This is a genomic window from Oscillibacter sp. 1-3 (assembly GCF_000403435.2).
Taxonomy (GTDB): domain Bacteria; phylum Bacillota; class Clostridia; order Oscillospirales; family Oscillospiraceae; genus Oscillibacter.
The window spans coordinates 135,745-161,799 of the sequence record NZ_KE159703.1; the positions used below are offsets into that span (position 1 = coordinate 135,745).

A 26,055-nucleotide genomic window follows, 5' to 3' on the forward strand; every position below is an offset into this window, starting at 1 on the left:
GCTCACTGGGCCGCCCCGTCCTCCTTGTGCTCCGCCTCCAGGGCGCGGATCTGGTCCCGCAGCTGGGCGGCCCGCTCAAAGTCCTCCTGGCGGACGGCCCTTTTCATCTCCATCCGCAGCGCGTTCATCTGCCGCATCCGGGCAAAGCGGCTTTGCTCCTCCTGGTCTACCAGCCCGTCCTTTTTCTCCTCTTTGGGCGCTTCCTGCCTCGCCGGGCCCAGGGCAGGCATGTCGGCGAAGAAGTCGTCAAAGGGATCCTCCAGCAGCCAGCCCCGCCGGTTTAGCAGGCTGGGCATGGGGGAGAAGAAGTCCTCCAGAATGCCTCCGTTGAAAAAGCTGTTGAAGCCCTGCATCATCTTCTGGCGCTGGGCCGCCACCCGCTGGGTGTAGCCCAGCTTCTCCGCGCACTCCGCGCAAAGGTGCTTCTCCTCCACATGGCCGTTGACGTTGCTCTGGTAAACAAAGGTAACTTCATTCTTACCGCAATTCTCGCATTTCATAATCAAATACCTCCTGCTATATCCAATATATTTTTGATACCTTTTATACGATTCCGAAAAACGGGTGCTACACCTGGAGGATCAGCACCTGCTTCATAATGGCGGCGCGGACCTGGTCCCGCAGCTCCCGGGGTGCGGCGGAGAGGGCCTTGTCGCTCACCGCCGCCGCCAGGGCCCGGCAGATGTCCTCCTCCACCGCTCCGGACTGGGCCAGATTGCCCAGAATCGCCCGGGCGGAGGGCAGGTCTACCGCCTCTCCCAGCGTGTTGATGACGTGCATCAAAAGCGTCTGCCGGTCCACCCGCACCCGGGTGATGCGGATGTAGCCGTTGCCGCCCCGGCGGCTCTCCACGATGTAGCCCCGTTCCGGGGAGAAGCGGGTGCTCATCACGTAGTTGATCTGGCTGGGCACGCAGTTGAACCGCTGGGCCAGGTCACTGCGCTGGATTTCCAGCACGCCGTTTTCCGCCTCGTCCAGGCTGTCCTGGAGGAAGCCGGCGATCAGATCGGTAATTCCCATGGGACACCATCTCTTTCTGTAAGTTCATTTCGATTTTGACTTTGACTTTCTTTAATCTTTGTTCTGATGTCAGTATACCACGATTCGCTTAATTGTCAAGAGGGTATTTTTGACTTTCTTTGACTAATTTGAAAACAAATTGTGAATAGTTAGTTTTAGCAAACTTTGTTTTGGATTGTTTTCGGGACTTTTTCAAAAATTTCACGTTACCTTTTTAACATTCCTCTTGCATTTTTGAAATTCTGTGCTACAATGAACGTAAATTCTAATGGAGGTGCTTCCCATGGCCTACAAGATTACTTCTGCCTGTGTCAGCTGCGGTTCCTGCGCGGACGCCTGCCCCGCCGGCGCCATCAGCCAGGGCGATGACGCTTACGTCATCGACGCTGCCGCTTGCCTGGACTGCGGTTCCTGCTGCGACACCTGCCCCAACGGCGCCATTGTCCCCGAGGAATAAGGGATACATAAAAGACCCCCGGGCTTTTGCCCGGGGGTCTTTTATGTATCCTGGCCGCCTCGCGTCAGCGAGGCGGCCGCCTGCGGGCGGGTGATTAAAATCGCGCAGGGGGAACCTTCGTTCCCCCCGCACACACCCCCCTCCACTCCTGGAGGTTGCGGGGGCGGCTGCGGGGACGGGGCATTGGGGGACGCTCAATCTGTTTTTTCTGTCAGTACTGGCGGCTCGCCCAACAGTCGGCGCCCGCCTGGTCAAATTTCCACCTGGCCTTGTTCTGGGGGCTGGCGGAAGGTTTTCCGAATCTCAAAAGACGTGACCGGGGGACCAGTCATTCCAGAAGGCCTCCTCCGTCTCTGTGGCAGCAGGTACGGCATAACCGGCCTCTTTGCTCCACAACAGGATGGAGTCCTCGCCTACACCGAAGTACACATTTTCCGGTTCGACGCTGGAAAAATCCCTGGGATCAAATTTCCACCGGGCTGCCGCCAGGTCGAACGGAAACATTTTTTCGTAGGCATTCAAAAAAATATTCAGCCGCAGGGGAGGGCGGAGGATGCAGAGGTGTACTCCCCCCGATTCATCGGTTTCATAGTACATGCAGTTCCGGCACGCCCTGTTCAATCCCACATCCACGCAGATCTCGCCGCTCTCCAGCACGCAGGTGTTCAGGTAGGCATAGTCTCCGCTGTCCATGGGAACCGCACATTGGGTCACGGAGTACCAAAACGCAAAGCCGCCCAGGCATAACACCAGCACAACCACAGTGCCCGTCAGCAGCGCCCGCCGCCAGAGCCGCCGCCACTCCCGGGCGATCTTCTCTACCACCGCGGCGTCATTTTCGGCCTGTTTTTCCGCCGCCGCCGGCAATGGCGCGTCCATGTCCGCCAGCATCCGGCGGCAGGCCTCACAGCCCGTCAGGTGCTCCTCCACCGCCGTGCGGCTCTCCTGAGAGCACACGCCGTCGTGGTACAGCGGCAGCAGGTCCTGTACGATTCTACAGTTCATCCAATCCCTCCTTCAATTTCTGCCGGGCCCGGAAGTAGGTCACCCGGGCCCAGCTTTCGCTCTTCTGGAACAATTCCCCGATGTGGGCGAAGGACAGCTCCCCGAAGGTCCGCAGGGAGAAGACCTCCTTGTAGGGCTCCGGCAGGACGTGGAGCAGGGCGTGGAGCCGTTTGGCGGTGTCCTGGTCGGCGAAGCCCTCCTCAATGCCGCCGTCTCCCGCCTCCGCGGGGCTCTCCCGGAACCGCCGCCGCTCCCGGCAGAGGTCCGTATACAGATTCCGGGCGATCTGGCACAGCCAGACCCGCAGCTGGCAGTCCCCCCGGAAGGTGCCGATGGTGGAGAGGGCCCGGAAGAAGGTCTCCTGGGTGATCTCCTCCGCCACAGCTCCGTCCCGGCTCAAAGCCAGGATATATTTGTATACGTCGGCAAAATACAGCCGGTAGACCTCCTCAAAATCGGGCATCTCCTCACCTCCTTCGTGCATAGGACGGGGAATTTGGGATTTCGTTACAAAGTTCTTTGCAAGTTTTCAAAATTTGTTTATAATGGAACCAGAATTTTTCAGGAAGGCGGGATTGTCATGGCGGACCTGGCCACGGACGTGCGGTACATCAAGGGCATCGGCGAACAGCGGGCCAAGGCCCTGGCAAAGCTGGACATCCGCACCCTGCGGGACCTGATCTCCTGGTTCCCCCGGCGGTACGAGGACCGCACGGTCCTCCGCTCCATCGCGGAGCTGCCGGAGGACGAACCCGCCTGCTGCGCGGCCATGGCGGCCGCCGCACCCACCGTTACCCGGGTCCGGAAGGGCATGGAGCTGGTGAAGCTCCGGGCGGTGGACGAGACCGGGGCCCTGGATGTCACCTTCTTCAACCAGACGTGGCTCAAAAACAGTCTCCGCCCCGGGGAGACCTACATTTTTTACGGCCGGGCCGAGGGCCGGGGGACGCATCGGAAGATGACCTCCCCGGTGGTGGAGCCGGAGGGACGGCGTGAGGTCACCGGGCGCATCGTGCCCGTGTACCCCCTCACCGCCGGGGTCAGCCAGCTGGTGCTGCGGCGGTCCATCCGCCAGGGGCTGGACGCCTGCGCCGCCATTCTGCCGGACATCCTGCCGGACAGCGTCCGCCGGGACCACCAGCTGTGCCACGCGGGCTTCGCCTTTGAGAACATCCACTTTCCAACCTCTCCGGAGGCCCTGGACCTCGCCCGGCGGCGGCTGGCCTTTGAGGAGCTGTTCCTCTTCGCCATCGGCCTCCAGCGCCTGCGAGAGCGCCGGGTGACGGTATCCGTCCCCCCCTGCGCCGCCGTGGACATGGAGATCTTTTGCAAGGCTCTTCCCTTTACACTGACCGCTGCCCAGCGCCGGTGCGTGGATGAAGCCCTGGCGGACATGGCCTCCGGCGCGCCCATGAACCGCTTGTGCCAGGGAGACGTGGGCTCCGGCAAGACCATGGTGGCCGCAGCCTGCGTGTACTATGCCGTGAAAAACCGCCGTCAGGCGGCTCTGATGGCTCCCACGGAGATCCTGGCCCAGCAGCATTACAAGGGGCTGTCCCCCCTGCTGGAGTCTTTGGGCGTCCGGTGCGCCCTGCTCACCGGCTCCACCCCGGCCAGGGCGAAAAAATCCATATCGGCCCAGCTGGCGGCGGGGGAGATCGATTTTGTGATCGGCACCCATGCTCTCATCACCGGTACGGTGGAGTACGCGGACCTGGGACTGGTGGTGACGGACGAGCAGCACCGCTTCGGCGTGGGCCAGCGGGCGGCGCTGATCGCCAAGGGCCGGCACCCCCATACCCTGGTCATGTCCGCCACGCCCATTCCCCGAACCCTGGCACTGATTCTGTACGGGGACCTGGACGTGTCGGTCATCGACCAGCTGCCCCCCGGGCGGCGGGCGGTAGAGACCTACGCCGTCCCCGGCAGCTACCACCCCCGGCTGTACAGCTTCATCCGAAAGCAGGTCTCGGAGGGTCGGCAGGCCTACGTGGTTTGTCCCATGGTGTCGGAGAGCGACGAGGCCCCCGACGAGCGCAAGGCGGTGACGGAGTACGCCCAAATGCTCCAGACCCAGGCCCTGCCGGACCTGCGGATCGCCTTCGTCCACGGAAAGATGAAGCCCAAGGAGAAGGAGGCGGTGATGTCCGCCTTCGCCGCCCATGAATCGGACGTGCTGGTGTCCACCACCGTCATCGAGGTGGGAGTGGACGTGCCCAACGCCTCGCTGATGATTATTGAGAACGCGGAGCGGTTCGGCCTCTCTCAGCTCCACCAGCTGCGGGGCCGGGTGGGCCGGGGACAGCACCAGTCCTACTGCGTGTTGGTCTCCGACAACCGCAGTGAGGAGACACGGCAGCGGCTGAAGGTCATGACAAAAACCGCCGACGGGTTCAGGATCGCCGAGGAGGACCTGCGGCTCCGGGGCCCCGGAGACTTCTTCGGCCAGCGGCAGCACGGCCTGCCGGGCCTGCGGATTGCCGACATCGGCTGTGACGCCGGTCTTTTGAAGGAGGCCCAGACCGCGGCAGAGGAACTGCTGGCCGCCGACCCGGAGCTCAAAACCTGCCCTGCCGCCGCAGAGCGGATCGCGGAGCTCTTCGCCCAGGCGGCGGATACGCTGAACTGATGTCAATTGCCCCCCATTTGGCAGACGGTCTGTCTGCCAAATGGGGGGCCAATAAATGCCAAGCCGGAGAATGTTTCACTCATACACATAGTCTTTGAGATAATCCGTGCTGTCCGGATGATCCAGCCATAGTTCGAACCATCCCAAAAAGTCCTGCCGCTCACAGCAGGGCTGAACGCCTGCATCGGTAAAATCCCAAACCTCTCCGCGGCATTTTCCCGTAACAATTAAATTGTAGGTCCTGCAATCTCCAACATCGATCAACTCAATATTGCCTTGATACACATTTTCCTGTATCGCCTGTTCGACGGTGTCATACCGCTCTCCATACCGATCATCCTCACATTCCCAAATCCACTCTTTTTCCAGCATGAACGGCCTGGATAAGTCTTTTTGCTCCAGATCCTCCAGCCGGTTCAACTGAAATCCGTCAACCATGCTCTCACATCCGTCTCCGACCTGCGTCAAGAACATACGGTAAGCCTGCGGCAGCTGAATGCCGCAGTTTTTCTCAAATGCGGCAATTGTCTCTTCCGACAGGCACGCCCCCATTTGAACGTGGTTTTCCACTACCTTTTTCCGGATGCGGGCAATAACTTCCTCATAATCCTCCGGTTTATAAACAGGCATATCTATTTCTCCTCACCGCTGATACTCAAACTCCCAGTCATACATGGAGACCGTGTCCCCGTCCTGGATGCCCATCTCCTCCAGCCGCTGGAACAGGCCGGACTCCCGCAGGGTCTTGTCAAACCACATGCGGCTCTCGTAGTCGGCAAAGTTCACGTTGCCCATGAGCCGCTGGAGCCAGGGGCCGTCCACCAGCCAGGTGCCGTCGTCGCTGCGGCGGATGTCCAGAGGGGCGGAGCTGTCCGCCGCCGGGGGCTTTGGCACGTACTCCGGCTCGTACACCGTCACCGGGGGCAGGACGGACAGCATCTCCGCCGCCCGGCCCACCAGCTGCCTTGTGCCCTGGTGGGCCGCCGCCGAGATTTCAAGAAGTGTAAAGCCCTTTGCCTTCACGTGGGCCCGGAGCCGCTCCAGGTTCTCCGGCTCCTCCATGATGTCCACCTTGTTGGCGGCCACAATCTGGGGACGCTCCGAAAGCTCCGGGCTGTACTGCCGCAGCTCCTCGTTGATGGCGTCAAAGTCCGCCACCGAGTCCCGGCCCTCGCTGCCGGAGACATCCACCACGTGGATCAGAAGGCGGCAGCGGTCGATGTGGCGCAGAAAGTCGTGGCCAAGGCCCGCGCCGCCGCTGGCCCCCTCGATGATGCCGGGGATGTCCGCCATGACGAAGCTGACGCCCTCGTCCACCCACACCACGCCCAGGTTGGGGTACAGGGTGGTGAAGTGGTAGTTGGCAATCTTTGGCTGGGCCTTGGAGACCACGGACAGCAGCGTGGACTTGCCCACGTTGGGGAAGCCGATGAGGCCCACGTCCGCCAGGAGCTTCAGCTCCAGGATCACATCATGGCTCTCGCCGGGAAGGCCCGCCTTGGCAAACCGGGGCACCTGCCGGGTGGGTGTGGCGAAGTGCATGTTTCCCCAGCCGCCCCGGCCTCCCCTGCAGAGGGTGAAGGGCTCCTGACCGGACATGTCCTTGATGATTTCATTGGTCTCGGCGTCCCGCACCAACGTGCCCCGGGGCACCCGGATCACCAGGTCCTCCCCGTCCTTGCCGGACTTGCGCTTGCCCTGGCCGTCGCCGCCGTTTCCGGCTGTGTATTTGCGCTTGTAGCGGAAGTCCATCAGGGTGGACATGTTGTCGTCCACCACCAGAATGATGGAGCCGCCCCGGCCGCCGTCGCCGCCGTCAGGACCGCCGGCCGCCACGTACTTCTCCCGGTGAAAGGCCACCACGCCGTTGCCGCCATTGCCGGCCTGAACCGTAATGCGGGCCTTATCGATGAATGAAGCCGCCATAAGGCACCTCCTCTGTTTTCTCCAAAGTGTGTTGTTTTCCTGTAATAGTCTGGTCTATTTTAACGGAAATATGGGGAGCCGTCAATAGAATGGTTTTCCCCGGAGGATCTGCGCGGTTTCCGCTTGTATCCCCGCGTCCGGGCCCGGGCGGTTTACCGGCTGTGGTGGAAAGCCAGATCCGGCTATGCTATAATCAGAGCAAAAAACGAAATTGCAAGGGGAATCACCATGAAAAACGGAGGATTTCGTGCCTATGGAGAAGAAGATGATTTGCGGGCCGTATTTGAAGAATTTCAAACCAGATTGGAAATCCGCTATGTGCCGGCCTAGGCCTTGTTTCAAAAAAGTCAAAAGGCCCAAACAGTGGATCTTTTTCCGCCGCTCTGCGTTAAATTTTCTTGCCGGGCGTCAGCCCGCCTGCAAAAATCTGCCTTGATTGGCGAAAATATCTCTCGTTGCTGGGCATTCCGCCATTTTGCAAACAAGGCCTATTCTGATTCAGGGGAAATTTTCTATAACAGTATTATGGATACAGAAAACCTGGGTGTCAATTTTCACGGTTCCCATATTGGAAATATGCAGATACTGATTTTCCGGAAAGATGAGGAATACCGGTGGAGACCCGTTCCGTACAGCCGCGGCACAGGTCAGGAGGCAGGGAGGCTTTGTGCGCTGAGTGAAGAGAATTCAGGATTCATCTGTATTGACCGCAACGGGGTCTATTGTGAAAACGCGATTTTCCCAACGGAAATCGGTACGATGTATTATGACGGAGAAACGGCAGAGAAAATGTATGTTGAGCTGCGAAGGATCTTTATGAGACAGGCCGTCAAAGCTGTAAATGGCGCCTGGATATGCCCCGGGGCCTATGAGCACAGGGAGCGTTACAGATTTTGTACGATTGATATAAAGTCTCCGCCGGAATACGATTTGAGCGTTGAATAGCCGGAATTGCTTAAATTCCGGCTGATTGGACGGCGGTTTCAACAGGGGTGCCGCCCGCATATCTGGTCGAAATCACAAAAGGGCCGGCCGCCGGCGGCGCCGGAACAGCAGATCGCGGCGGACCCATGATGCGGGTCCGCCGCGAAGCGTAAACCGATTAAACCGTGGCGTACTCTCCGTCCCAGATTACCTTCCGGAATTTCAGAGGGTCGGTATTGCCCTCGGTGGAGAACAGCAGCACCTGGCTGAACCGGTCCAGGCCGATGGCCTCCCGGAGCTCTCCGTACCAGTCGTTCTCCATCAGCTCGGCAAGAAGGCCCATGCCCACCGCGCCGCTCTCGCCGGAGATCACCGTGGGATCGCCCTTCACGGGCACCGCCAGCATCCGCATTCCCCGGGCGCTGACCCAGTCGGGGCAGGAGACGAAGGCGGAGACGTGGTTGCGAAGGATATCCCAGGAGATGGTGTTGGGTTCGCCGCAGGCCAGACCCGCCATGATGGTCCGCAGGTCGCCGGTGACCGTCCGGGGCTTGCCGTCCCCGGCCAGGGCGCCCTGGTAGAGGCAGTCCGCCGCCATGGCCTCCATGACAATGAATTTGGGGGGATCGTTTGGGAAGAGGTTGGTGAAATAGCCCACCACAGCCCCGGCCAGGCTCCCCACGCCGGCCTGGATGAACACATGGGTGGGGCGGTTCACGCCCACCTGCCGCAGCTGGTCGGCGGCCTCGCTTGCCATGGTGCCGTAGCCCTGCATGATCCAGGAGGGGATCTCCTCGTAGCCGTCCCAGGCGGTGTCCTGGACGATGACGCCGTGCTCGGTCCGCTCCGCCTCGGCGGCGGCCAGACGGACGCAGTCGTCGTAGTTCAGCTCCTCAATGGTCACCTGGGCGCCCTCTTTGGCGATGTTGTCAAAGCGGGGCTGACTGCTGCCCTTGGGCATGTGGACCACCGCCTTCTGGCCCAGCTTGTGGGCCGCCCAGGCCACGCCCCGGCCGTGGTTGCCGTCGGTGGCGGTGAAGAATGTGGCCTGGCCGAACTCCCGGCGGAAGGATTCGCTTGTCAGATAGTCGTAGGTCATCTCGGACACGTCCCGGCCCATCTCCTGGGCGATGTACCGGGCCATGGCGAAGGAGCCGCCCAGCACCTTGAAGGCGTTGAGGCCGAAGCGGTGGGCCTCGTTTTTCACAAACAGGCCGCCCAGGCCCAGATACTGGGCCATGCCGCTGAGCTGATCCAGGGGGGTGATGGAGTACTGGGGAAAGCTGCTGTGGAAAAACCGGGCCTTCGCCACGCTGGGCAGGGACATGACGCCCAGCTGCCGGTCGTCGCTTTTGGGCATACGGTTGACGGTCCACTTGATGGCCTCTTTCATAGTCGGTCGCCTCCGATAAAATTTATTTTTGGTTCCTAAAAATTTTTTAGCTTTTACGGATATGATAGCACAGAAAAAGAAAAATGCAAGACCAAAACTGAAAAAAATTTAGGTAAACTCAAAAATTATTAGAATATCAGCGGCGGCCGGCCAAGCCGGCCGCCGCTGGCGGTTCTCAAAGGGGGGATTTCGCCCTGCCGTCCATGAAGTCCAGCACCCGCTGGCGCTGGGCCTCGTCGGTGATGGGGGCGGGGCAGTAGTTGTTCGCCTTGCCGGTGTAGACGTAGCAGGGGATCAGCTCGGAGGAGCTGCTCAACAGCTCCCCGTCCCGCACGGTCAGGGTCAGCCGGTAGATGACGGTGCGGTTCTGGGGATACCGGCTGCCGCCGTAGCAGAAGTTCCCCAGGGAATAGAGAATCTCCCTGTCCTTGTAGATCTCCCGGGGCTGGAGCACGTGGGGGTGGTTGCCCAGCACCAGGTCCGCCCCGGCGTCCACCAGGCGACGGGAGGCCCGGACCCGCCAGGGCTCCGGCGTGTGGACGCCCTCTGTGCCCCCGTGGTAGAAGACAATCTGAAAGTCGGACTCCGCCTCCGCCGCCCGGAGGCGGCTGACGATGGAGGAGGCCTGGCCCTCGTTCCAAAGGCCGTTGCAGATCACGGCGATGCGGAAGCCGTTTTTCTCCAGGTAGAGGGGGTTGGTGTTGTCACCGTACTGGAGCCCGGCGTCCGTGACGGCCTTGACGGTGTCCTTGTACCCGGCGGTGCCGTAGTCGCCGGTGTGGTTGTTGGCCAGGGACACGGCCTCCACGCCGGAGGAGGTGAGAATGGCGGTGTTTTTTGTTCCGCTGCGGAACCAGAAGGCGGGGTCTGTGGTCTTCTCCCGGGGAGTCAGGGCCCGGTCGGTGAGCACGTTCTCCAGGTTCACCACGGTGAAGTCGTCCTCGTCAAAGATGGGCTTCACATTTTGCAGGAAGTATTCCGGCTCCTGTTTTGCGGCGTAGTCCAGAAAGTTCCCCGCCGCCCGCTGGCCGTGGCCGGAGGCCAGCAGCATATCCCCCGTGAAAGACAGCGCGATGGTAAAGGAGCCCTCCTCCTCGGACGGGAGCAGTTCCTCCGGGGTCTCCGGTTCTCCCGGCTCCTCCGGCGGGAGCTCCTCCAGGGGGACCTGCGGAAGGGGCTGGCGGAGGACCGCCGCCTTGACCTGAGAGGGCTCCTGCGCCGCCGGGACGGCGGGGGCCAGAGCGGGGAGGACTGTTACGTAGAGAGCGGCCAGCAGGCCCATCAGAAATTTGAGTTTCAAATCCGGCCCTCCTCCCGGCAGCAGTATCCTTTACAGTATACCATTCCCGGAGGAGGAAGTCGAGAAAAATTTGGCAGTTCACCGGCGGTCTCCGCTGAAAAAGGATTTGACCTCCCGTTCCTTCGATGCTAAAATAGCGATTAGAATCTGTATTCATAACCGGGGGATGCAGAATGGGCGGGAATTTTTTCGCCAGACAAGGAAATTTCCGCAGCAATTCTGGCGGATTGCAGGGGAAATTGACGCCGTATAGCGGAAAAAAATTCGCCTGGACTGCGTCCAACGGTTGTAAATACTGGTTCTTGGAACGCCCGGCCGCCCCGGCGGCGGGAAAGACAGATGTACGGAAAGGGAGGGATCTCTGGTGCGAAGTGTCAAGCCCGGACGGGGTCCGTCGGCCATGGGGGCGTTTGGGTCTGCGGTCGGCGTGATCTTCGGCGTGATCTGGACCGGCGCCGCGGCCTCCATGGGGGCGCCGCCGTTTTTCTTGGCCTTCGGCGTGCTCTTCATCATCGTGGGCATCGTCCAGGCCCTGTACAACTACAAAAATGCCACGGGGGAGAACCGCTTCTCCGCCTTTGACATCACCGAGGACGGCGAAGAGCCGGACCCTCTGGACCGCCGGGTCCGGGAGGAGCCGCTGCCGGAGGGCGCGTACCGCTTCTGCCCCTACTGCGGCGCGAAATTCAGCGGTGATTTCGTGTACTGCGGCAAGTGTGGCAAACGGCTGCCGGATTTAGAACAGGAGGGATAACCCATGAAAGTTGCGCTGCAATTCGCCATGCCCGTGGAGTTCCGCGCCCTGCCGGGGGCGGGGGAGCTGGAGCCCTTTGAAACCGTCTCCGGCGTTCCCTTTTTTGACCTGGGAGAGGGGCTGACGGCCTGCGTGGGCGGCGTCAGCAAGGTGAACGCCGCCATGGCATCGGAGATTCTCTGCCTGAAATACGGCGTGGACCTGATTTTGAACGCCGGCATCGCCGGCTGCGCCATAGACCTGCCCACCGGTACGCTGGTGGTGGCCCGGGAGTTTGTCCAGCACGACGTGGACACCTCCGGCGCGGGGGACCCCCTGGGGATGGTCTCCACCGTGAACCGGACGGAGTTTCCCACTTGGGCCCCGGAGCGGTGCGCGGCGCTGCTGCGCCGCTTGGGCTGCGAGGCGGTTTTGGGCCGGGTGGCCACCGGAGACTGGTTCGCCGTCAAGGGGGACCGCTCCGCCTGGATTCGGGACACTTTCCATCCGGACCTTGTGGAGATGGAGGGCTGCGCCATTGCCCAGGTGTGCCTGCGGAACGGCGTGGGGTTCGCCGCGCTGAAATCCGTGTCCGACCACCTGTTTTACGACAGCCAGATGGAGGAGTATTTCGATTACAGCCAGGCGCTGGAGAACCTGGGCAGGGTGGTTCTGCCCTTTGCTAAATTATTACAGCAGGAGGAAGTATAATCATGGAACGCATTGCCAGCTTTACCGTGGACCACAACAAGCTCCAGCCGGGGCTCTACCTCTCCCGCCGGGACGGGGACGTGGTGACCTTTGACCTGCGGTTCAAGAAGCCCAATACCGGGGATCTTCTGACCAACGCCGAGATGCACTCGGCGGAGCACCTGATCGCCACGCTCCTGCGGAACTCCCGGGAGAAGGACGCCGTGGTCTACTTCGGCCCCATGGGGTGCCAGACCGGGTTTTACTTCCTGTTCGACGGCAGCCGCCTCTCCCTGGAGGGCGCGGTGGAGCTGCTGAAAGAGGTCTTCGCCGCCGCCGGGGAGTACCAGGGGAAGATGCCCGGCAGGAGCGCGAAGGAGTGCGGAAACTATGTCAACCTGGACGTGGAGACCGGCCGGGCCGTCTGCAAATTCTATGCGGACCTGATCGCGGAGTGGACCGCGGAGCGGCTGTCCTACGATTGAGGGAAATAAAGACGGAGGCACGATCATGGCAGAGGAGAACAAGAGGAATATGAAGCGTTATGGGATCATGGCCGCCTGCGGCGTGCTGGCGCTGGCGGTGATTGCCGGCGCCTATCGGCTGGGCCGGTCCGCGGGTCCCGGCAAAGACATCGGAGAGGAGACGGCGAAGTCCGCGGCGCTGAGCCACGCGGAGGTGGCGGAAAACGATCTCTCCAGCTACGAGATCGCCCGGGACGGGCGCGGCGGGGCCGCGGTCTACGAGGTGAAATTCACGGCGGACGGCGTCGCCTATGACTACGAGGTCAGCGCCGCCACCGGCAGCATCGTGAAGTTCAGCCGGGGAACGGCAGACGCCGCTCCGGCGGCCCCGTCCTCCGAGGCCTCCGCTCCGGAGGACGGACAGATCGGGGAGGAGCGCGCCTGGGAGATCGCCTTTGACCACGCCGGCGTCACAGAGGACCCGGCTGCCGGAGAACCGGCAAAGCTGGACTATGAGGACGGCGTGCTGGTCTACGAGCTGAAATTTTTCTCCGGCGGGTATGAGTATGACTACAAGATCAGCGCCGCCGACGGCAGCGTGGTGAAGTTTGAAAAGGAAGCGGATACTAAGAGCTCTCCGGTCCAAACGCCCGCCGGAAATGCCGGCACGGCGCCCGCAGCGCCCGCCGGGAACTCTCCCGGTACACCCGCGAAGGCACCCGCTTCCTCCGGCGCCGGGGACATCGGCGAGAGCCGGGCTAAGGAGATCGCCCTGGCCCACGCCGGTGTGGCGGCGGACAGCGTCACCGGCTACAAGTGGAAGCAGGACTACGAAGACGGCGTGCTGATCTACGAGCTGGAGTTCCACTCCGGCGGATACAAGTACGACTATGAGGTCGGCGCCGCCGACGGCAGCATCGTGAAATTCGAGAAGGAGGCCGAGGCCGCGCACGCCGCCGTTCAGTCCGGCCAGAGCGTCCCCGCGGACGCCGCGCCGGCGTACATCGGCGAGGCCCGGGCCAAGGAGATTGCCTTTGGCCACGCCGGCCTCACGGCGGACGCCGCCCGCTGCACTGTGGGGCTGGACCACCGCGACGGCCGTCATCACGGGGCGGGGTGCTGCGAGTATGAGGTCGATTTCAAGTCCGGCGGGTACGAGTACGAGTACAAGATCGACGCCGTTACCGGGGAGATTCTGGAGTTTCAGCAGGAGCTGGACGATTGAGAGCGGTTTTGGCAAAAATTTTCCGAAAACCGTTGACTTTTTGAAGTCTCGCTGATATACTTGACAAGCCGCTTTGAATGGGCCTGAAAGCGTCCCTCCGGACCGCCCCCGACAGCGAGCCCGTAATGAAGGAGTTGAAACAAGCATGAACGCAATCATCGTAACCGGCGGCAAGCAGTACAAGGTTGCCGAGGGCGACGTGGTCTACATCGAAAAGCTGGACCAGGAAGCCGGCGACACCGTGAAGTTTGACCAGGTCCTGGCCGTCATCGACGGGGAGAAGGCCACCTTCGGCGCCCCCACCGTGGCGGGCGCCTCCGTGGAGGCCACCGTGGTGAAGAACGGCAAGGGCAAGAAGATCCGTATCTTCAAGTACAATCCCAAGAAGGGCTACCGTAAGCGTCAGGGCCATCGTCAGCCTTACACCAAGGTTGAGATCGCCAAGATCTCCGTCTGAGCATGACCACTGTCACCTTCCGCGTGGAGGACGGCCGGATCACCGGCTTTAACTGCCGGGGCCACAGCGGCTACGCCGAGGCGGGAGCGGACATCGTCTGCGCCGCCGTCACCAGCGCCATCCGCCTGGTGGAGGCCACCGTCAACGACGTGCTGGGCCTGGCGGCGTCCGTGAAGGTGCGGGAGAGGGACGCGTCCGTCTCCCTGCGGCTGCCGGGGGGCCTTGCGCCCGCGGCGGAGAGCGCCTGTCAGGCGCTTTTGACGGGCCTGATGGTCTATCTCACGGAGCTCCACGACGAGTACCCTGAAAACATCGAAGTTCTGGAGGATGAATGATCCTCCCCATCTAAAAAATCTGAGAAAGGATGGTCCGTTATCATGATTCGTATTGGTCTTCAGTTCTTCGCCCACAAAAAGGGCGGCGGCTCCACCAAGAACGGCCGTGATTCCAAAGCCAAGCGCCTTGGACCCAAGCGCGCCGACGGTCAGTTTGTCAAGGCCGGCAATATCCTGGTCCGCCAGCGCGGCACCCATATCCACCCGGGTGTGAACGTGGGCATCGGCAGCGACGACACCCTGTTCGCCAAGGCGGACGGCGTGCTCCGCTTTGAGCGGCTGGGCAAGGATCGCAAGCAGGCCTGCGTGTACGAGGCTGAATAAAACACGCTGAGAGGCTCGGACGGTGTCCGGGCCTCTTGTGTTTTATATCCGGCGAAAGATATGGGAGAGCGCTTTTTAGAGCCTGTTCGGAATCTCCCCGCGCACGCCCTGACGGTGGATTTTCCGCTCTGACTGCGTTAAAAATTCATGCAGTCCGTCCCCGCTGAGATATTGAACAGGCGCTGAAAGGACTGTGGAAAAATGCCTGAAATGTGGAAAGCGGCCCGATTTGCGGACCGCGGCCGCAAAACCAAAATCGCGGATGATATAGTTGAAGCACTTGGAAATCCGCAATTTGCGGATGTTCAACCAGCGGGTCGTTGACCCGCTGGCCGTGCTCTGCCCGTGTGCTTCACCTATAAAGTCAAACACACGACCGTTTTACACGGTCCCTGTCGGCAGCAGAACTGCCGACAGGTTGAAAAGAATTGTTCTGATTCTTTTCAAGTGTGTCGACATAAAATACGCGGTTAGACGCTCTCCGCAGGGATGCCCCGCTTGCCAGCGGGGCATCCTTGTGCTATAATTACTGCGATATGTACATGAAAAAGGAGAAAAGAGCTTGAAAAAGACAAAGCAGGAGAAAAGGCGGGAGAAAAGGAGCTTCCGCCAGGCCATGGACCGGGAGCTGCGGGAGCACAAGAGCTCCTTCATTGTGTTTTATGTGCTGCGGGCGCTGGTGATTGTGGTTCTGGTCCGTCAGCTGATGCTGGGCAGCTATGAGAGCGCCTTTTTCTGTGTTTTGACGCTGACGCTGCTGTATGTGCCCAGCTGGATTCAGGTGAAGCTGCGCATCGAGCTGCCGCCGCCCCTGGAGATCACCATATTGTGCTTCATCTTCGCGGCGGAGATCCTGGGGGAGGTCAACGCCTACTACGAGCGGGTCCCCCATTGGGACACCATGCTCCACACCCTCAACGGCTTTCTGGCGGCGGCGGTGGGTTTCTCCCTGGTCATGCTCCTGAACGACGACGAGCGGCTGACCTTCGACCTCTCTCCCGTCTTTTTGGCTCTGGTGGCTTTCTGCTTTTCCATGACGATCGGCGTGCTGTGGGAGTTCTTCGAGTTCGCTATGGACTGGTTCTTCCACATGGATATGCAGCGGGACACGGTGGTGAACGCCATTCACAGCGCCGCCCTGGACATGACCCACTCCAACAAGGTGGTCACCATACCCGACATACAGGACGTGGTCATCAACGGCGAGAGCCTGGGTATGGGCGGCTATCTGGACATCGGCCTCATCGACACCATGAAGGATCTGTTCGTGAACTTCATCGGCGCGGTGGTGTTCTCCGTGACGGGCTTTTTCTACGCCAGAAGCAAGGGGCAGTACCGGAACGCGGCGCTGAACTTTGTGCCCAGCAAAAAGACCCAGGCTCAGGACTACCTCCGTCAGGCCCAGGAGGAAAACGGCGTCGCGCCGGAGGAGGAAGGGCAGTAGCCGGGGACGAATGGAGGCGAAGACGGGGGAGGCTCTGGACGCAATGACGGAGGAATCCACGTGTGAGAAGATCCGGGTCCTGATTTCCAGGAATGATTTTACCACCGCGGAAAAATTATTGGAAAGGCACAGCGCTTCTTTTGCGGAATCAGCGGAAGACGAGCTGCGGGCATTGATCGTTGAAAAGCGGCGTGAAAATCGGAGGAATGCGAGGAAAAGAGAACGCCGTCTCCGCCTGGGACGCCGCTGGAACAGCCATTGGCGCACGGTTCTACCCCTGGAGCGGGCACTTGCAAGATGCGTCCTTACAGGCATGATCCTGTTTGTCCCGTATTTGAAAAATAAATTTTACGCCTGGCCGAAACCGTTTGAAATTCTGGGCATGGAGATTTTCCTCCTCGTCTACCTGCTCGCGGCGGCGCTCCTCTGCGGCCTGGCGCTTATGGACGCCCACACAAGGAAACTGAGCAATCGGGAGGCGAAGCGCAGGACGGAAAAGGCCGGCGGAGACTCGATGTTTCAGACCTTTCAACGCATGGAAAAACGCGGCGCGAAAGAGGAGAGAGGCTGGCTGGCCGCATTGCTCTGCATAACGCTCTGGATTTTGATTCAGATCGGACACATCTTCTTTTGATATGAACCGCTGCATGGGAAAACAGAGGGAGCGCCGCGGCGCCCCCTCTGTTTCAGTGCGGTTCTCACCGGCACGCCGCCAGGTCCTTGAGGAACTGGTCCACGGCGGACTGGGGTGTAGCCCAGCTGGTGACAAAGCGGACGCAGGTATGGTCCTGGTCGACGACCCGCTCCGCCTCGAACTGATACCCCATCTCCTCCAGCTGCCGGGCCACCGTGTTGGGCAGCACCGGAAACTGCTGGTTGGAGGGGGAGGGGATGGGGAACTCGTACCCCAGCTCCGCCATGCCGTCCCGCAGGCGGAGGGCCATGTCGTTTGCGTGGCGGGCGATTTCAAAGTAGAGCCCGTCCTCCAGCAGGGCCTGGAACTGGAGAGCCATGGCCCGCCCCTTGGCCAGAATGGCGCCCCGCTGCTTCATGTGCCAGCGGAAGCGCTCCACGGGCTGTCTGAGCACCAGGGCCTCCCCGAAGAGGGCGCCGTTCTTGGTGCCGCCGATGTAGAAGGCGTCCGTCAGGGCGGCCAGGTCCGGCAGGGTCAGGTCATTGCCGGGGGCAGTGAGGGCGGAGCCCAGCCGGGCGCCGTCCAGGAAGAGGTACAGCCCCCGCTCATCGCAGCAGCGGCGCAGGGCCGTCAGCTCCGCCTTGGTGTAGATGGTGCCCAGCTCCGTGGAGTCAGAGACGTACACCATCCGGGGGCGGACCATGAACTCATCGGTGTGGCCGTCCGCCACAGCGGCCACCATCTCCGCCGTCAGCTTGCCGTCGGGGGTCTCCACGGCGCAGACCTTGTGGCCCGTTGCCTCGATGGCGCCGGCCTCGTGGAGGCTGATGTGGGCCGTGCAGGGGGCGATGACCGCCTCATAGGGCCGCAGGAAGGCGGCGATGGTCAAAAGGTTGGTCTGGGTGCCGCCGGAGATAAAGTGAACGTCCGCCTCCGGGGCGGCGCAGACCCGGAGGACGGTCTCCCGGGCGGCGTCGCTCATGGGGTCCAGGGCGTAGCCGCAGGTCTGCTCCAGATTGGTGTCAATCAGGCGCTGGAGAACTCTGGGGTGGGCGCCCTCGCTGTAATCGTTGCGGAAGCTGTACATGGCGTGGTACCTCTCTTTACAAAAAGTAACAAAAACAGTTGCCGAAATGTTACGGAATTGATGTTGAAATTATATCGTATTTCCTGTATAAATGCAAGAAGAGAACTGCCGCTCTATTTTTCGGGAAAATGGAAATACTGAGGGCGGAACTTTTTCAGCTGTCCGTCCGTCATAAGGACAGACAAACCCCAACGACAAAGGAGAAACGACGCGATGAAAAAATGGATGACCCTGACCCTTGCCCTGTGTTCCCTGCTGGCCCTGACCGCCTGCGGCAGCTCCGGCGGCAGTCAGACTGAGCCCAAGAATGTGGACCTGACAGAGGTCTACGCCTCCATGGAGGAGGTCTGCGACTGGTGGGCCGACGGCTACATGGAGGACATCCCGGAGGAGATGCTGGAGCTGTACTACCCCGGCCTCGGCGCACTGGAGCCCCGGCAGCTGATCGCCCGGACGCCGCTGATGTCCGGCGTGGTGAACGAGGTGGTATTGATCGAGTGTAAGTCCGAAAAGGACGCGGACGAGGCCCAGGAGATCCTCCAGGCCCGCATCGACTACCAGGTGGGCGACGACACCAACCCCGGCGGGGCATGGTATCCCGAGTCTATCGAGCAGTGGAAGCAGACCACCGTTCAGCGGCAGGGGCGGTATCTGGCCCTGCTGGCCGTGGCGGATACCCAGAGCCAGCTGGAGGATATTTTCAATCAGGCCTTCGCGTAAGGCGGTTTCTGAGAACGTGCGGAGCGGCCGCGGCGGACCCGCCGCGGCTGTTTTCCGGCTTTGCGGAGAGGAGGGAGACCCTTGATTTTCAGCAGCCTGACGTTTCTGTTCGCCTACCTGCCTCTGACGCTGGCGGTGTACTTCCTCATGCCCCTCCGGGCCAGGAACGCCGTGCTGCTGGCGGTGAGCCTGATTTTCTACGGCTGGGGAGAGCCGGTCTACATCTCCATCATGGTCCTCTCCACCCTCATCGACTACACCCACGGGATGCTGGTGGAGCGGTTCCGGTGCCGGGATAAACTGGCCCGGTGGTTTGTGGGGCAGTCGGTGGCATTCAACCTTCTGCTCCTGGGCTTTTTTAAGTACTGGGACTTTCTGGCAGCCAGCCTCTCGGCGCTGCCCGAGGTGAACCTGCCCCGGCTGGGCGCCCCCCTGCCCATCGGCATCTCCTTCTTTACCTTCCAGACCATGAGCTACACCATCGACGTCTACCGCCGGGACGCACCGGTACAGCGCAGCCTCATCAGCTTCGGGGCCTACGTCACCATGTTTCCCCAGCTGATCGCCGGGCCCATCGTCCAGTACAAGACTGTGGCGGCGGAGCTGGCCGGCCGGGTGAACACCGCGGAGGACTTCGCCCCGGGGGCCCGCCGGTTCACCCTGGGCCTTGCCAAGAAGGTGCTGCTGGCCAACTCCATCGGCGCACTGTGGGATGCCCAGCTGGCGGCCCGGGCGGCGGGGACGCTGAGCGCGGCGGGAGGCTGGCTGGGCATTCTGGCCTTTGGCTTTCAGATCTACTTCGACTTCTCCGGCTACTCCGACATGGCCATCGGCCTGGGGCGGATCTTCGGCTTTCGGTTCAACGAGAACTTCGACCACCCCTATCTCTCCGCCTCGGTGACGGAGTTCTGGCGGCGGTGGCATATGTCCCTCACCGGCTGGTTTCGGGAGTACCTGTATATCCCCCTGGGAGGCAGCCACTGCGGCACGGCCAAGACCCTGCGGAACATCCTCGTCGTCTGGCTCTGCACGGGCCTTTGGCACGGGGCCAGCTGGAACTTTCTTCTCTGGGGGCTCTATTTCGCGGCGTGGCTGGCGCTGGAGAAATTCGTCCTGCGGCAGGCGCTGAAAAAGACGCCCGGCTGGGTAAAGCGCCTGTACACCCTGGCGGTGGTGTTTACCGGCTGGGGGATCTTCGCCATGGAGGACCTGGCCGTCTGCGGCGGGTACTTCTTCATATGTTTCGGCGGCGGGCAGCTGTGGAGCGCCGCCGACGGCTATACCCTCCGCAGCTACGGACTGACGTTTTTGATCCTGATCCTGGCCTCCACCGCCCTTGGCCAATCGCTCTGGCGGAAGCTGCCGGAGCGGGCGGAACAGATTCTGACCCCGGCGCTGATGGGCCTGGGGCTGGCGCTCTGCACCGCCTATCTTGTGGACGGCAGCTATAATCCGTTTTTGTACTTTCGGTTCTGAGAGGAGGCGGCGGAATGACAAAGGGATATGCCCGGTTTCTCACGGCCTTTTTCTGCCTCTTCCTGGGGGGCATTCTGGTATGGCACCTCCTGCTGCCGGACCGGGAGCGGTCCGAGACAGAGAACCGCACCCTGGCCCGGCGTCCGGAGCTGACCTGGTCCGCCCTGGCGGATGGCAGCTTCACCCGGGCGGTGGAGGACTACTTCGCCGACCAGTTCCCCCTGCGGGACGGGTGGACAGGGGTGAAGGCCCGGGCGGAGCTGCTGCTGGGCAAGCGGGAGTTCAACGGCGTATACCTCTGCGGCGACACGCTGATTGCAAGGGTCAATCCCCCTCTGGACGGCCTGGACGAGAAGAACCTGGCCCATACGGCCCGCCTGGCGGAGCGGACAGAGATTCCGGTATACCTGGGCCTGATTCCCTCTGCGGCGGAGACCTGGCGAGAAAAGCTCCCCGCCGGGGCGGAGAGCTGGGATCAGGCGGCCTTTATCGCCCGGGGATGGGAGCTGGAGGGCGTGAAGCCCGTGGACTTTCTGACGGCCCTCGGCGCCCGCGCCGGGGAGGACATCTTCTACCGCACGGATCACCACTGGACCACCCTGGGGGCCTATTACGGCTATGCGGCCCTCATGGAAGCCCTGGGCCGGGAGCCGCTGCCCCGGATGACGTTTATGCGGATGACAGCCAGCGAGGAATTTCAGGGGACGCTGTATTCCCAGTCCGGCATCCACTGGCTGGCGCCGGACTCGATGGAGGTCTGGGTGTGGGACGTGTTCACCGTCACCTCCTGGCGGGACGGCACGCCGAAAGAGGCGGGACTGTATGATGATGACTATCTGGGGAAAAAGGACAAATACTCTTTCTTCCTGGGGGGAAACCAGCCGCTGTGCGTGATCCGCAATGAGGAGGGCACGGGGAGGCTGCTGCTGATCCGGGACTCCTACGCAGATTCGCTGGCCCCCTTTCTGGCCCGGCATTTTGAGGAGGTCCATTTGATGGACCTGCGGTACTACCGGGGCTCCGCCGCCGCCTACGCAGAGGAGAACGGCATGGATGGGATCGTGGTCCTGCAAAGCGTTCCCAACTTCATTACGGACCGGAATCTGGGCCTGCTGGGCCAGTGAGGCGTACCCGGCCGCTCCTGTTTGGGCGGCCGGGTATTTTTTCCCCGCCCCGCTCCCTCCCCGTAAGAGGGGCGGCTGTCACGGTTTTAACACGCGCTCCCCCCTGCGGCCCTCCGGGGAGAGGTTAAACGTTTTTATAATGGATTTGTGTCTTTTTTACAAGAAATTGTTTGTTTCTTAACGGGAGTTTGACTAAATAATAACTTTTATTGACTTTTTTGGCGGCCGGGTTCATAATTATATTTAGGGAACCAAACAAACTTTTCGGAAAGAAGTGACAGTATGAGCAGACTGGAAGTGAAGACCCCGGGCCAGGCCCAGGCGGTAGTGGAACAGCTGTACCGGAACATGGAGCGGCGGATCGCCGCAAGCCCCCCGGGGCTGTGTCCGGTGGACATGGCGCTAAACTTTCTGGATCTGTGCCGTGCCCAGACCTGCGGCAAGTGCGTGCCCTGCCGGGTGGGGCTGACCCAGCTTTCCAACATGATTCGGGAGGTGCTGGACGGCGAGCCCGGCATGAAGATCTTAAAGCGCATCGAGGGCACCGCCCAGGTGATCGTGGATACGGCGGACTGCGCCATCGGCATTGACGCGGCCAATCTGGTCCTCATGGGCCTCCGGGGCTTCCGGGACGACTACGAAGAGCACATCCTCCACCACCGGTGCCTGGGGAGCCTCAAGAACCCCGTGCCCTGCGTGGCGCTGTGCCCCGCAGGGGTGGACATCCCCGGCTATATCGCCCTGGTGAACGAGGGCCGCTGCGCCGACGCGGTGCGCCTGATCCGCAAGGACAACCCCTTCCCCACCGCCTGCGCCTACATCTGCGAGCACCCCTGCGAGGCCCGCTGCCGCAGGAACATGGTGGACGACGCGCTGAACATCCGCGGCCTCAAGCGCTACGCTGTGGACCAGGCCGGAGACGTGCCTCAGCCGCAGCCGGCCCCGGCCACCGGCAAGTCCGTGGCCATCGTGGGAGGAGGCCCCGGCGGCCTCTCCGCCGCCTATTACCTGGCCCTCATGGGCCACAAGGTCACGGTGTACGAAAAACAGCACCGGCTGGGCGGCATGATGCGCTACGGCATCCCCAACTACCGCCTGCCCCGGGAGAAGCTGGACGCGGAGATCGAATCCATCCTGTCCTTGGGCATTGAGGTACATACCGGCGTGGACGTGGGCGTGGACGTGACCTTTGACGAGCTGAAGCAGCAGTACGACAGCCTGTATCTCTCCATCGGCGCCCACACAGACAAGAAGACCGGTATCGAGGGCGAGGACAGCCTGGGCGTGGTCTCTGCCGTGGAGCTGCTGCGCCACATCGGCGACGATGAGATGCCCGACTTCTCCGGCCAGAACGTAGTGGTCATCGGCGGCGGCAACGTGGCCATGGACGTGACCCGCTCCGCCATCCGCCTGGGGGCGGAGAAGGTGACCTGCGTCTACCGCCGCCGCCAGGAGGATATGACGGCCCAGATGGAGGAAGTGGAGGGCGCCGTCGCCGAGGGCGCGGAGGTGCTGACCCTCCAGGCCCCTCTGCGCATTGAGGCCGACGAGCACGGCCACGTGGCGGCCCTGTGGACCCAGCCCCAGATCATTGGCGAGATGGACAAGGCGGGCCGCCCCCGGCCGGGCACCGCCGCGGTGGAGCCCATGCGCATCCCGGCGGACACCATCATCGTGGCCATCGGCCAGGGCATTGAGACCCGCGGCCTGGAGCAGACCGGCATCAAGATCCAGCGGGGCGGCGCGCTGCTGGCGGACTCCAGCACCCAGCTGCCGGACATGGTGGGCGTGTTCGCCGGCGGCGACTGCGTGACAGGTCCCGCCACCGTCATCCGGGCCATCGCCGCCGGCAAGGCCGCAGCCGCCAACATCGACGAGTACCTGGGCTTTAACCACGAGATCGAGGCGGAGGTGAAGGTGCCCACGCCCCGGTGCACGGACCTCAGGCCCCGGGGCCGGGTCAACGCCACCGAGCGGGACGCCTGCGAGCGCAAGGCGGACTTCCAGTGCATCGAGTGCGGCATGACCGATGAGGAGGCCGGGCAGGAGTCCTCCCGGTGCCTGCGGTGCGACCACTTCGGGTATGGAAACTTCAAGGGAGGACGTGTGGAAAAATGGTAAACTTCACGATCAACGGGCGGGAGCTCTCCGCCCCCAAGGGAACCACGGTTCTGGCCGCCGCCGAAAAGGCGGGCATCCCCATTCCCCACCTGTGCTTTTTGAAGGACATCAACGAGATCGCCGCCTGCCGCATGTGCATGGTGGAGGTAGAGGGCACGGAGCGCCTGGTGCCCGCCTGCAACACCGAGATCCTGGAGGGCATGGTGATCCAGACCAACTCCCCCCGGGTGCGGGAGGCCCGAAAGACCAACCTGCGGCTGATCCTCTCCCAGCACAACTCCAACTGCACCGTCTGCGTCCGCAGCGGCAACTGCGAGCTTCAAAAGCTCTCCCATGACATGAACATCCACTACCAGCCCTACGAGGTGCAGCCGGAGCGGGCCCGCCTGGACCTGAGCGTCCCCATCGTCCGGGAGGCCAGCAAGTGCGTCAAGTGCATGCGCTGCGTGCAGGTGTGCGACAAGATCCAGGGGATGCACATCTGGGACGTGGCGGGCACCGGCTCCCGTACCACGGTGGACGTGAGCTACAACCGCTACCTCAAGAACACGGACTGCACCTTCTGCGGCCAGTGCGTCACCCACTGTCCCACCGGAGCCCTGACAGTCCGGGACGACACCAACAAGGTTTTCTGGGCCCTGGCGGACCCGGAGGTCACCGTGGTGGTCCAGGTGGCCCCGGCGGTGCGGGTGGCCTGGGCGGAGTCCTTTGGCCTGCCCCCCAAGCAGGCCACCGCCGGCCGTATGGTGGCGGCCTTGAAGCGCATCGGCTTTGACTATGTGTTCGACACCAACTTTGCCGCGGACCTGACCATCATGGAGGAGGGCAGCGAGTTCGTCGAGCGGTTTACCCACCGGGGGCGGCACCGCTGGCCCATGTTCACCTCCTGCTGTCCCGGCTGGGTGAAGTTTCTCAAGACCCAGTATCCCGCTTACGCGGAGCACCTGTCCACCGCCAAGTCCCCCCAGCAGATGTTCGGCGCGGTGGCCAAGAGCTACTTCGCCGAGCGTCAGGGCCTGGACCCCCGCAAGGTGTTTGTGGTGTCCATCATGCCCTGCTCCGCCAAGAAGGCGGAGTGCGAGCTGCCGGAGATGAACGACGCCTGCGGCGACCCGGATGTGGACGCCGTGCTGACCACCCGGGAGATGTGCCGGCTCTTCCGCAGCGACTGCATCGTCCCCGCCGACCTGGAGGAGGCGGAGTTCGACAGCCCTCTGGGCACCGGCACCGGCGCGGCGGTGATCTTCGGCGCTACCGGCGGCGTGATGGACGCGGCCCTGCGCAGCGCCTATTATCTGGTCACCGGGAAGAACCCGGACCCCGACGCCTTCCAGGCCGTCCGGGGCAGCAAGCCCTGGCGGGAGGCCACCTTCAACATCCCCGGGGCGGGAGATGTCCGCGTGGCAGCGGTCAGCGGACTGGGGAACACCCGGAAGCTGATGGAGGCCATCGACAGCGGCGATGCGGAGTACGACTTTGTGGAGGTCATGGCCTGTCCTGGCGGCTGCGCCGGCGGCGGCGGACAGCCCATCCACGAGGGCATGGAGATGGCAGGTTCCAGAGGCGACAAGCTCTGGAAACTGGACGCCAAGGCGGAGCTCCGGTTCTCCCATGAGAATCCGGACGTGCAGGCCCTGTACCGGGCCTATCTGAAAGCCCCTCTCAGCGAGCGGGCCCACCACCTGCTGCACACCAAGCAGTGAGCTTTGGAGCGCCCCGCCGCCTTTTGGCGGCGGGGCGCTTCGGCTTTGCCGATAATTTCAGCCACTGACGCATATACTAGCGTCATCAGATATGAGAAAGGATGACGCACCATGGAGACACACTATCCCTTTACCCTGCCGCCCCTGCCCTACGCCTACGACGCGCTGCTGCCGGAGCTGGACGAGCGCACCCTGCACTTTCACCACGACAAGCACTTTAACACCTATGTGGAAAATCTCAATAAGCTGCTGAAAGACCATCCCCAGTACCAGGACTGGTCCCTGGAGCGGCTGATGCAGGACTGGCCGGAGCTGCCGGAGGACATCCGCCAGGGAGTGCGGAACAACGCCGGCGGCGTGTACAACCACGACCTGTACTTTAAGACTCTGCACCCCACGCCGGCCTCCGCCCCGGGGCCTGCCCTCCAGCAGGCTATTGACCGGGACTTCGGGGACCTCCAGGGCCTGAAGGCCGCCATGCGCTCTGCGGCCCTGGGGCAGTTCGGCTCCGGCTGGGCCTGGCTGGTGACGGACAAGGACGGACGGCTCTCCGTCCGCAAGACCCCCAACCAGGACAGCCCCCTGCCCCTGACGCCCCTGCTGGGGTGCGACGTGTGGGAGCACGCCTACTACCTGCCCTACCAGAACCGGCGGGACGAGTACTTTGAGGCCTGGTGGCGGCTGGTGGACTGGCCGGAGGTCACACGGCGGTACGGAGAGCTGACGCACCACCAGGCCCAATATCCCACTCCCTGACGGAGCGCCCTCTCATGCAGGGGCCGGGCTCTGTCCCGGCCCGTCCGCCGAAAGCACGGTGTTTTCGGAAAACCCGGCATTTTCGGGAAAACGGGCGGGGACAAAGCC

The 26,055-nt window shown here is 62.3% G+C and carries 28 protein-coding genes; 18 read left to right on the top strand and 10 right to left on the bottom strand.

Annotated elements, in window-relative coordinates:
• Window positions 1-2: 2 nt before the first annotated feature.
• Together C816_RS00695 and C816_RS00700 are read right to left on the bottom strand one after the other, a co-directional pair.
• Complete coding sequence (locus C816_RS00695; RefSeq protein WP_016320476.1) at window positions 3-500, bottom strand: UvrB/UvrC motif-containing protein; 498 nt, start codon at window positions 498-500, stop codon at window positions 3-5.
• Between the two features lie 67 nt (window positions 501-567).
• Window positions 568-1,020, bottom strand: coding sequence for a CtsR family transcriptional regulator (locus tag C816_RS00700; RefSeq protein WP_016320477.1), 453 nt, complete (start codon window positions 1,018-1,020; stop codon window positions 568-570).
• Between the two features lie 283 nt (window positions 1,021-1,303).
• Here C816_RS00700 and C816_RS00705 point away from each other — a divergent pair, with 283 nt between their 5' ends.
• Window positions 1,304-1,477: a DUF362 domain-containing protein gene (locus C816_RS00705; protein ID WP_016320478.1), complete on the top strand. Its 174-nt coding sequence runs from the start codon at window positions 1,304-1,306 to the stop codon at window positions 1,475-1,477.
• A gap of 303 nt (window positions 1,478-1,780) precedes the next feature.
• On the opposite strand, the gene C816_RS21440 is transcribed toward C816_RS00705, so the two are convergent.
• Window positions 1,781-2,482 (bottom strand): anti-sigma factor family protein, encoded by a 702-nt coding sequence (locus C816_RS21440; protein WP_016320479.1) that lies wholly within the window; start codon window positions 2,480-2,482, stop codon window positions 1,781-1,783.
• Window positions 2,472-2,945: an RNA polymerase sigma factor gene (locus tag C816_RS00715; RefSeq protein ID WP_016320480.1), complete on the bottom strand. Its 474-nt coding sequence runs from the start codon at window positions 2,943-2,945 to the stop codon at window positions 2,472-2,474. The genes C816_RS21440 and C816_RS00715 overlap by 11 nt, the downstream gene beginning before the upstream one ends.
• A gap of 117 nt (window positions 2,946-3,062) precedes the next feature.
• On the opposite strand from C816_RS00715, the gene recG reads away from it, so the two are divergent.
• Entirely contained in the window at window positions 3,063-5,111 is a 2,049-nt protein-coding gene (recG, locus tag C816_RS00720; RefSeq protein ID WP_016320481.1) for an ATP-dependent DNA helicase RecG, read from the top strand.
• 75 nt (window positions 5,112-5,186) lie between these two features.
• Here the strand turns inward: recG and C816_RS00725 are convergent, their stop codons facing one another.
• Window positions 5,187-5,741 carry an SMI1/KNR4 family protein gene (locus tag C816_RS00725; protein WP_016320482.1) on the bottom strand — a complete coding sequence of 185 codons (555 nt, stop codon included), beginning with the start codon at window positions 5,739-5,741 and terminating at the stop codon, window positions 5,187-5,189.
• Window positions 5,742-5,753: 12 nt separating this feature from the next.
• Window positions 5,754-7,037 carry a GTPase ObgE gene (gene obgE, locus C816_RS00730; RefSeq protein ID WP_016320483.1) on the bottom strand — a complete coding sequence of 428 codons (1,284 nt, stop codon included), beginning with the start codon at window positions 7,035-7,037 and terminating at the stop codon, window positions 5,754-5,756.
• A gap of 333 nt (window positions 7,038-7,370) precedes the next feature.
• Here obgE and C816_RS00740 point away from each other — a divergent pair, with 333 nt between their 5' ends.
• A complete protein-coding gene (locus C816_RS00740; RefSeq protein WP_207636872.1) occupies window positions 7,371-7,982 on the top strand; it encodes a hypothetical protein in 612 nt (203 codons plus the stop codon).
• Window positions 7,983-8,139: 157 nt separating this feature from the next.
• On the opposite strand, the gene dpaL is transcribed toward C816_RS00740, so the two are convergent.
• Complete coding sequence (gene dpaL / locus C816_RS00745; protein ID WP_016320484.1) at window positions 8,140-9,354, bottom strand: diaminopropionate ammonia-lyase; 1,215 nt, start codon at window positions 9,352-9,354, stop codon at window positions 8,140-8,142.
• Window positions 9,355-9,529: 175 nt separating this feature from the next.
• Entirely contained in the window at window positions 9,530-10,654 is a 1,125-nt protein-coding gene (locus tag C816_RS00750) for a CapA family protein (RefSeq protein ID WP_016320485.1), read from the bottom strand.
• 364 nt (window positions 10,655-11,018) lie between these two features.
• On the opposite strand from C816_RS00750, the gene C816_RS00755 reads away from it, so the two are divergent.
• The 7 genes from C816_RS00755 to rpmA all read left to right on the top strand — a co-directional run bounded on the left by C816_RS00755 (window position 11,019) and on the right by rpmA (window position 14,882).
• Window positions 11,019-11,408 (top strand): zinc ribbon domain-containing protein, encoded by a 390-nt coding sequence (locus C816_RS00755; protein ID WP_016320486.1) that lies wholly within the window; start codon window positions 11,019-11,021, stop codon window positions 11,406-11,408.
• Between the two features lie 3 nt (window positions 11,409-11,411).
• A complete protein-coding gene (locus C816_RS00760) occupies window positions 11,412-12,098 on the top strand; it encodes a 5'-methylthioadenosine/S-adenosylhomocysteine nucleosidase (RefSeq protein WP_016320487.1) in 687 nt (228 codons plus the stop codon).
• Between the two features lie 2 nt (window positions 12,099-12,100).
• Window positions 12,101-12,562 carry an S-ribosylhomocysteine lyase gene (locus C816_RS00765; protein WP_016320488.1) on the top strand — a complete coding sequence of 154 codons (462 nt, stop codon included), beginning with the start codon at window positions 12,101-12,103 and terminating at the stop codon, window positions 12,560-12,562.
• Window positions 12,563-12,587: 25 nt separating this feature from the next.
• Complete coding sequence (locus tag C816_RS00770) at window positions 12,588-13,766, top strand: PepSY domain-containing protein (RefSeq protein ID WP_016320489.1); 1,179 nt, start codon at window positions 12,588-12,590, stop codon at window positions 13,764-13,766.
• Window positions 13,767-13,911: 145 nt separating this feature from the next.
• Window positions 13,912-14,223, top strand: a complete 312-nt coding sequence (gene rplU, locus C816_RS00775) for a 50S ribosomal protein L21 (protein WP_016320490.1) — start codon at window positions 13,912-13,914, stop codon at window positions 14,221-14,223.
• 2 nt (window positions 14,224-14,225) lie between these two features.
• Window positions 14,226-14,558, top strand: a complete 333-nt coding sequence (locus C816_RS00780) for a ribosomal-processing cysteine protease Prp (protein ID WP_016320491.1) — start codon at window positions 14,226-14,228, stop codon at window positions 14,556-14,558.
• Window positions 14,559-14,600: 42 nt separating this feature from the next.
• Window positions 14,601-14,882 (top strand): 50S ribosomal protein L27, encoded by a 282-nt coding sequence (gene rpmA / locus C816_RS00785; RefSeq protein ID WP_016320492.1) that lies wholly within the window; start codon window positions 14,601-14,603, stop codon window positions 14,880-14,882.
• Between the two features lie 75 nt (window positions 14,883-14,957).
• On the opposite strand, the gene C816_RS24435 is transcribed toward rpmA, so the two are convergent.
• Window positions 14,958-15,191, bottom strand: a complete 234-nt coding sequence (locus C816_RS24435) for a hypothetical protein (protein ID WP_242832085.1) — start codon at window positions 15,189-15,191, stop codon at window positions 14,958-14,960.
• Window positions 15,192-15,444: 253 nt separating this feature from the next.
• Here C816_RS24435 and C816_RS00790 point away from each other — a divergent pair, with 253 nt between their 5' ends.
• Both C816_RS00790 and C816_RS00795 read left to right on the top strand, forming a co-directional pair.
• Complete coding sequence (locus tag C816_RS00790; RefSeq protein ID WP_016320493.1) at window positions 15,445-16,326, top strand: DUF2238 domain-containing protein; 882 nt, start codon at window positions 15,445-15,447, stop codon at window positions 16,324-16,326.
• A gap of 10 nt (window positions 16,327-16,336) precedes the next feature.
• Window positions 16,337-16,960, top strand: a complete 624-nt coding sequence (locus C816_RS00795) for a hypothetical protein (RefSeq protein WP_016320494.1) — start codon at window positions 16,337-16,339, stop codon at window positions 16,958-16,960.
• 64 nt (window positions 16,961-17,024) lie between these two features.
• Here C816_RS00795 and C816_RS00800 read toward each other — a convergent pair whose 3' ends face one another.
• Window positions 17,025-18,047 carry a threonine aldolase family protein gene (locus tag C816_RS00800; RefSeq protein WP_016320495.1) on the bottom strand — a complete coding sequence of 341 codons (1,023 nt, stop codon included), beginning with the start codon at window positions 18,045-18,047 and terminating at the stop codon, window positions 17,025-17,027.
• Window positions 18,048-18,260: 213 nt separating this feature from the next.
• On the opposite strand from C816_RS00800, the gene C816_RS00805 reads away from it, so the two are divergent.
• From C816_RS00805 to C816_RS00830, 6 genes are all read left to right on the top strand, one after another.
• Window positions 18,261-18,767: a DUF4358 domain-containing protein gene (locus C816_RS00805; protein WP_016320496.1), complete on the top strand. Its 507-nt coding sequence runs from the start codon at window positions 18,261-18,263 to the stop codon at window positions 18,765-18,767.
• A gap of 81 nt (window positions 18,768-18,848) precedes the next feature.
• On the top strand, window positions 18,849-20,243 hold the full coding sequence (locus tag C816_RS00810) for an MBOAT family O-acyltransferase (protein WP_016320497.1): 1,395 nt from the start codon (window positions 18,849-18,851) through the stop codon (window positions 20,241-20,243).
• A gap of 14 nt (window positions 20,244-20,257) precedes the next feature.
• A complete protein-coding gene (locus C816_RS00815; RefSeq protein WP_016320498.1) occupies window positions 20,258-21,367 on the top strand; it encodes a DHHW family protein in 1,110 nt (369 codons plus the stop codon).
• 282 nt (window positions 21,368-21,649) lie between these two features.
• Complete coding sequence (locus C816_RS00820; RefSeq protein WP_016320499.1) at window positions 21,650-23,488, top strand: NAD(P)-binding protein; 1,839 nt, start codon at window positions 21,650-21,652, stop codon at window positions 23,486-23,488.
• A complete protein-coding gene (locus C816_RS00825; RefSeq protein ID WP_016320500.1) occupies window positions 23,482-25,191 on the top strand; it encodes an NADH-dependent [FeFe] hydrogenase, group A6 in 1,710 nt (569 codons plus the stop codon). Before C816_RS00820 ends, C816_RS00825 begins: the two co-directional genes overlap by 7 nt.
• 111 nt (window positions 25,192-25,302) lie before the next feature.
• Window positions 25,303-25,947, top strand: a complete 645-nt coding sequence (locus C816_RS00830) for a superoxide dismutase (protein WP_016320501.1) — start codon at window positions 25,303-25,305, stop codon at window positions 25,945-25,947.
• Window positions 25,948-26,055 lie beyond the last annotated feature (108 nt).

What these genes read in the sequence shown, in the direction of transcription:
- C816_RS00695 (WP_016320476.1), bottom strand. Translation starts at nt 500, where the DNA reads ATGAAATGCGAGAATTGCGGTAAGAATGAAGTTACCTTTGTTTACCAG.
- C816_RS00700 (WP_016320477.1), bottom strand. Translation starts at nt 1,020, where the DNA reads ATGGGAATTACCGATCTGATCGCCGGCTTCCTCCAGGACAGCCTGGAC.
- C816_RS00705 (WP_016320478.1), top strand. Translation starts at nt 1,304, where the DNA reads ATGGCCTACAAGATTACTTCTGCCTGTGTCAGCTGCGGTTCCTGCGCG.
- C816_RS21440 (WP_016320479.1), bottom strand. Translation starts at nt 2,482, where the DNA reads ATGAACTGTAGAATCGTACAGGACCTGCTGCCGCTGTACCACGACGGC.
- C816_RS00715 (WP_016320480.1), bottom strand. Translation starts at nt 2,945, where the DNA reads ATGCCCGATTTTGAGGAGGTCTACCGGCTGTATTTTGCCGACGTATAC.
- recG (WP_016320481.1), top strand. Translation starts at nt 3,063, where the DNA reads ATGGCGGACCTGGCCACGGACGTGCGGTACATCAAGGGCATCGGCGAA.
- C816_RS00725 (WP_016320482.1), bottom strand. Translation starts at nt 5,741, where the DNA reads ATGCCTGTTTATAAACCGGAGGATTATGAGGAAGTTATTGCCCGCATC.
- obgE (WP_016320483.1), bottom strand. Translation starts at nt 7,037, where the DNA reads ATGGCGGCTTCATTCATCGATAAGGCCCGCATTACGGTTCAGGCCGGC.
- dpaL (WP_016320484.1), bottom strand. Translation starts at nt 9,354, where the DNA reads ATGAAAGAGGCCATCAAGTGGACCGTCAACCGTATGCCCAAAAGCGAC.
- C816_RS00760 (WP_016320487.1), top strand. Translation starts at nt 11,412, where the DNA reads ATGAAAGTTGCGCTGCAATTCGCCATGCCCGTGGAGTTCCGCGCCCTG.
- C816_RS00765 (WP_016320488.1), top strand. Translation starts at nt 12,101, where the DNA reads ATGGAACGCATTGCCAGCTTTACCGTGGACCACAACAAGCTCCAGCCG.
- C816_RS00770 (WP_016320489.1), top strand. Translation starts at nt 12,588, where the DNA reads ATGGCAGAGGAGAACAAGAGGAATATGAAGCGTTATGGGATCATGGCC.
- rplU (WP_016320490.1), top strand. Translation starts at nt 13,912, where the DNA reads ATGAACGCAATCATCGTAACCGGCGGCAAGCAGTACAAGGTTGCCGAG.
- C816_RS00780 (WP_016320491.1), top strand. Translation starts at nt 14,226, where the DNA reads ATGACCACTGTCACCTTCCGCGTGGAGGACGGCCGGATCACCGGCTTT.
- rpmA (WP_016320492.1), top strand. Translation starts at nt 14,601, where the DNA reads ATGATTCGTATTGGTCTTCAGTTCTTCGCCCACAAAAAGGGCGGCGGC.
- C816_RS00795 (WP_016320494.1), top strand. Translation starts at nt 16,337, where the DNA reads ATGGAGGCGAAGACGGGGGAGGCTCTGGACGCAATGACGGAGGAATCC.
- C816_RS00800 (WP_016320495.1), bottom strand. Translation starts at nt 18,047, where the DNA reads ATGTACAGCTTCCGCAACGATTACAGCGAGGGCGCCCACCCCAGAGTT.
- C816_RS00805 (WP_016320496.1), top strand. Translation starts at nt 18,261, where the DNA reads ATGAAAAAATGGATGACCCTGACCCTTGCCCTGTGTTCCCTGCTGGCC.
- C816_RS00815 (WP_016320498.1), top strand. Translation starts at nt 20,258, where the DNA reads ATGACAAAGGGATATGCCCGGTTTCTCACGGCCTTTTTCTGCCTCTTC.
- C816_RS00820 (WP_016320499.1), top strand. Translation starts at nt 21,650, where the DNA reads ATGAGCAGACTGGAAGTGAAGACCCCGGGCCAGGCCCAGGCGGTAGTG.
- C816_RS00825 (WP_016320500.1), top strand. Translation starts at nt 23,482, where the DNA reads ATGGTAAACTTCACGATCAACGGGCGGGAGCTCTCCGCCCCCAAGGGA.
- C816_RS00830 (WP_016320501.1), top strand. Translation starts at nt 25,303, where the DNA reads ATGGAGACACACTATCCCTTTACCCTGCCGCCCCTGCCCTACGCCTAC.